Genomic DNA, 4,347 nt, shown 5'->3' on the forward strand with positions numbered 1-4,347 from the left:
CCGTGCTGCGGCAGGCGCTGGCGCTGGCCGGTGCGCCCGCTGCGGTGCCGGCGGTGTCCGCAGCGGCCGCCGTGGCCGCCAGCCGGCCGCTGAAGATCGTCGCCATCACCTCGTGCCCCACCGGCGTGGCCCACACCTTCATGGCGGCCGAGGCGCTGGAGCAGGGCGCCAAGGCGCTGGGTCACCAGATCCAGGTGGAAACGCAGGGCTCCGTCGGGGCGCAGAACACGCTCAGCGCCCAGGCCATCAGCGACGCCGATCTGGTGCTGATCGCGGCCGACACCCAGGTCGAGCGCAGCCGCTTTGCCGGCAAGCGCCTGCATTCCTCAGGCACCAAGGCCGCCATCCACGATGCGCAGGCCCTGATCGCCAAGGCGCAGACCGAGGCTGCCGTGTGGGGGGGCGAGGGCGCTGCCGCCGCAACGACCACCACCGCAGCCGGTGCCCCGTCCGCAGGCAAGGGGGCCACCACCGGCCCGTACAAGCACCTGATGACCGGCGTCTCTTTCATGCTGCCCTTCGTGGTGGCGGGTGGCCTGCTGATCGCGCTGGCCTTTGCGCTGGGCGGTATCTACGTGTACGACGACGCGCACAAGGGCACGCTGGGCTGGGTGTTGTTCCAGATCGGCGCCAAGGGCGGCTTCGCGCTGATGGTGCCGGCGCTGGCCGGCTATATCGCGTTTTCCATCGCCGACCGGCCCGGCATCGCGCCCGGCATGATCGGTGGCCTGCTCGCGGGCACCGTGGGCGCCGGCTTCCTCGGCGGCATCGCGGCCGGCTTCATCGCCGGTTATTCGGTCAACGCGCTCAACCGCTGGATCCGCCTGCCGCGCGGGCTCGACGGCCTCAAGCCGGTGCTGATCCTGCCGCTGCTGGGCGCTGTCATCACCGGCGTGGCGATGATGATGGTCATCGGCCAGCCGGTGGCGGCCATCATGGCGGCGCTGACCGAATGGCTCAAGGGCCTGCAGACCGGCAGCGCCATGCTGCTGGGCATCACGCTGGGCGCGATGATGGCGGCCGACATGGGCGGCCCGATCAACAAGGCGGCCTATGTGTTCTCGACCACGCTGATCGCGTCGGGCGTGGCCACGCCGATGGCCGCCGCCATGGCCGCCGGCATGGTGCCGCCGCTGGGCATCGCGCTGGCCTGCTACCTGTTCGGCAGCCGCTTCACCGCCGAAGAGCGCGAAGCCAGCAAGGCGGCCGCCGTGCTCGGCCTGGCCTTCATCACCGAAGGCGCGATTCCCTACGTGGCGCGCGATCCGCTGCGGGTCATTCCCGCCTGCGTGCTGGGCGCGGCCACCGCCGGTGCGCTGTCGATGATGTGGGGCATTGCGCTGCAGGCGCCGCACGGCGGCGTGTTCGTGCTGGCGATTCCCAACGCGGTCAACCACGTCATCCTCTACGCGCTGGCGATCCTGGCCGGCACCGTGGTCACCGCCCTGGCACTGGGCGCCTTCAAGAAGAAACTGGCCTGAGCATGCAAGACGACCCCCGTTTCACCATCAGCCGCGACACCCGCCTGTGCATGTCGCTCGCCGGCCGGCCGGGCAACGCCGGCACCCGGCTGCACAACCATCTGTACCGGCAACTGGGGCTGGACTGCGTCTACAAGGCCTTCACCACCACCGACCTGCCGGCCGCCATCGGTGGCATGCGGGCGCTGGGCATCCGGGGCTGCGGCGTGTCGATGCCGTTCAAGGAAGCCTGCATTCCGCTGCTGGACGAGTTGACGCCGTCGGCCGCGCGGCTGCAGTCGGTCAACACCATCGTCAACGACGACGGCCGGCTGGTCGCCTACAACACCGACTACATCGCCGTCGCCGCGCTGCTGAAGGCGCATGGCGTGGCGCCGGGAACGCCCTTCGTGCTGCGCGGCAGCGGTGGCATGGCCCGTGCCGTGCTCGCCGCCCTGGTCGACCACGGCCTGCACCAGGGGCTGGTGGTTGCGCGCAATCCGCAGGCCGGCGCCGCACTGGCCGCGCAGCACGGACTGGGCTGGCAGCCCGATGTGCCTGCCGCGGCGCCGGGGGCGCTGCTGGTGAACGTGACGCCGCTGGGCATGGCCGGTGCGCCGGAGGCGGCGACCCAGGCGTTCCCCGATGCGCTGGTCGGTGCCGCGTCGTGCGTGTTTGATGTGGTGGCCCTGCCGCCCGACACGCCGCTGGTGCAGGCCGCCCGGCGCCTGGGCCGGCCGGTGATCAGCGGGGACGAGGTGATCGTGCTGCAGGCGGTGGAGCAGTTCGCGCTCTACACCGGGGTGCGCCCGACGCTGGCGCAGGTGGCCGCTGCGGCGGCCCATGCCCGCGCCGCGTAGGCCGGGCTGGCTCGGGGAATGGGGTGAGGCCGGGCGTCAGCTGCAGCTGACGCTGCCGCAACCGCTCATGGTGGCGGGGCGGACCTTGCCCGGGTCGGCCAGGGTCTCGGTGCGCGAATCGAAACCCACTTCCTTCATGTGCAGGGCCAGGCCCGCGTCCATGGTGGCCGCGTGCTGCGGGAACCATTCCACCAGCGCCTCGGCCAGGCGGTTGATGATGTCGGTGTCGCCCTTCTCGTAATGCTCGGTCACGGCGCGCAGGGTTTCGAGGATGGTGGCGTGGTGGCTGGCGTGGCAGTTGTCGGGGGCAAAGCCGATCGCCACCATCCAGCGCTCTTCCTGCGCAAAGTGCTCCACCGTGTGGTCGACGAAGCGCAGATACAGCGGCAGCTGTTCGCTTTCCGGCAGGGCCAGCAGTTGATTGAGCATCTGCACGAACTCTTCGTGCGTGTCGTCCATGCGGCCGTCGCCGGTGCGCAACTGGTCGGACCACGGCAGGCCCTGGGACGGCGGCACGGCGGCGGGAGCTTCGGGGGTGGCGGTGGCGTTCATGGTGCGGGACTCTAAGCGGCGGCTGGCGGCAAGGGCTTGACGGGCGTCAAGCGCTTCCGGAAAACGCGGACAGCCGCCATTGTGCCCCGGCGCTGGCGGGGCAGCGCTCTCAGGCGTCGACCGCCGGGGGCGTGGCCTGACCGGTGGCCAGGCGCATGGCGGCGACGAGGTCGGGCGCCTGCAGCGCGGCGGGCAGTCCGGCGAGCACCGGGTCCTGCGCGATCGCGGCACGCAGGTGGTGGGTGTCGGGGCCGTCGCCCAGGCCCAGGGCCTGCTCCACGGGCAGCGGCTCCAGGGCCAGGCGTTCGCCCAGGCGCACACACAGGTAGCCCAGTGCGATGCGCGCCAGGCGGGCCGGCTGGATGGCCAGCGGCGGCGTGATCAGCAGGCGGCCCATGTCGCTCACGTCGTTCACCAGCGCGTTGGGCAGCTCCCACGAACGCATGAGCATGCCGCCGATTTCCACCGCGTTGAGCCCGAGCAGATCCTGCTCCAGGCGGGCGCGCGCCAGCCGGTCGCGGTGCAGCCAGGCCGGCAGGCCGGCGGCCGGGATCAGCGAGGCGGTGGCGAGCTGGCCCACGAAACCGAGCACGACCTGGGTGGCCAGGGCGCTCTGGTCGGGCAGGTTCAAGGCCTTGCCCAGGCGCACAGCCAGTTCGCTGGCCAGGCCGCTGGCCTGCCAGATGCTGTCGAAGGCTTTCTGGGCTTCGGCCAGCGTGGGCTTGAAGGCGTCGGCCAGCATGTACTGCAGGCAGATGCTGCGCACGGTGTTGATGCCCAGGAACGTCACCGCCTGCCCGATGCCGGTGACGGGCTGGCGCAGGCCGTAATAGGGCGAGTTGACCTTGGCCAGCACCTTGGCCGCGATCAGCGGCTCCCCCATGACGAGCTCGCTCAGCTCGGTCGAGCTGGCGCGGGTGAGGAATTCGGGCGACAGCAGTTGCTGCATCGAACGCGGTGGGCGGGGAATGCCGCGCACCGCCGTTTCCAGGGCCTGGCGCCGGTCGCTGTCGAGCACGGCTTCCGGCCGCCACTGGAAGCTGGCCAGCTCGGGCGGGACCGGGCCCAGCGCGGGCGGCGGCGAGGTCACGACCACGGGGGCCGGGGGCAGTGTGGACGGCGGGACGGGCGGAGGCGCCGATGGGGTCTGGCGGGGCGTCGCCTCGGGGCGGGCTTTGGGCGGCGCCGATGGTGGCGGGGCCTCGCCGGGGCGGTGGGCGGGGGGCTTGCGCCACCACCACCAGGCCAGGGCGAGGACCAGCACGGCGGCCAGCCAGAGCAGCAGGGGGGACATGGGATGGATCTCCGGCCGGCCGGGGGCCGGGTTTTCTGGGACAGATGGACTCATCCCGGATATCGGCGCGCGGCCGGAGAGCTTGAACGCTGGCCTCAGGCGGTAGGGAAAGTGCCCGGGAGGAGCACGGAGGCATCGACGTTGTCGATCTGCGTGTGACCGCAGAACGCCATGGTCAGGT

At 71.8% G+C, this 4,347-nt stretch carries 4 protein-coding genes; 2 read left to right on the plus strand and 2 right to left on the minus strand.

Features of this window, described 5'->3' with window-relative positions; genetic code table 11:
• Positions 1-1,481 (plus strand): PTS fructose transporter subunit IIC (locus QQK43_RS22725; protein ID WP_284309567.1); only part of this gene is annotated, 1,481 nt, incomplete at its 5' end.
• Between the two features lie 2 nt (positions 1,482-1,483).
• Positions 1,484-2,320: a shikimate 5-dehydrogenase gene (locus tag QQK43_RS22730; RefSeq protein ID WP_234267452.1), complete on the plus strand. Its 837-nt coding sequence runs from the start codon at positions 1,484-1,486 to the stop codon at positions 2,318-2,320.
• A 36-nt stretch (positions 2,321-2,356) separates the two neighbouring features.
• Here the strand turns inward: QQK43_RS22730 and QQK43_RS22735 are convergent, their stop codons facing one another.
• Both QQK43_RS22735 and QQK43_RS22740 read right to left on the minus strand, forming a co-directional pair.
• Complete coding sequence (locus tag QQK43_RS22735; protein WP_284309568.1) at positions 2,357-2,872, minus strand: hemerythrin domain-containing protein; 516 nt, start codon at positions 2,870-2,872, stop codon at positions 2,357-2,359.
• 109 nt (positions 2,873-2,981) lie between these two features.
• Positions 2,982-4,166 carry an HDOD domain-containing protein gene (locus QQK43_RS22740; RefSeq protein ID WP_284309569.1) on the minus strand — a complete coding sequence of 395 codons (1,185 nt, stop codon included), beginning with the start codon at positions 4,164-4,166 and terminating at the stop codon, positions 2,982-2,984.
• Positions 4,167-4,347 lie beyond the last annotated feature (181 nt).

The sequence above is a fragment of the Hydrogenophaga electricum genome (assembly GCF_030160815.1).
GTDB classification, from domain to species: Bacteria; Pseudomonadota; Gammaproteobacteria; order Burkholderiales; family Burkholderiaceae_C; genus Hydrogenophaga; species Hydrogenophaga electricum.

Excerpts from the sequence above, each read along its gene's own strand:
- QQK43_RS22730 (WP_234267452.1), top strand. The coding sequence starts at position 1,484 with ATGCAAGACGACCCCCGTTTCACCATCAGCCGCGACACCCGCCTGTGC.
- QQK43_RS22735 (WP_284309568.1), bottom strand. The coding sequence starts at position 2,872 with ATGAACGCCACCGCCACCCCCGAAGCTCCCGCCGCCGTGCCGCCGTCC.
- QQK43_RS22740 (WP_284309569.1), bottom strand. The coding sequence starts at position 4,166 with ATGTCCCCCCTGCTGCTCTGGCTGGCCGCCGTGCTGGTCCTCGCCCTG.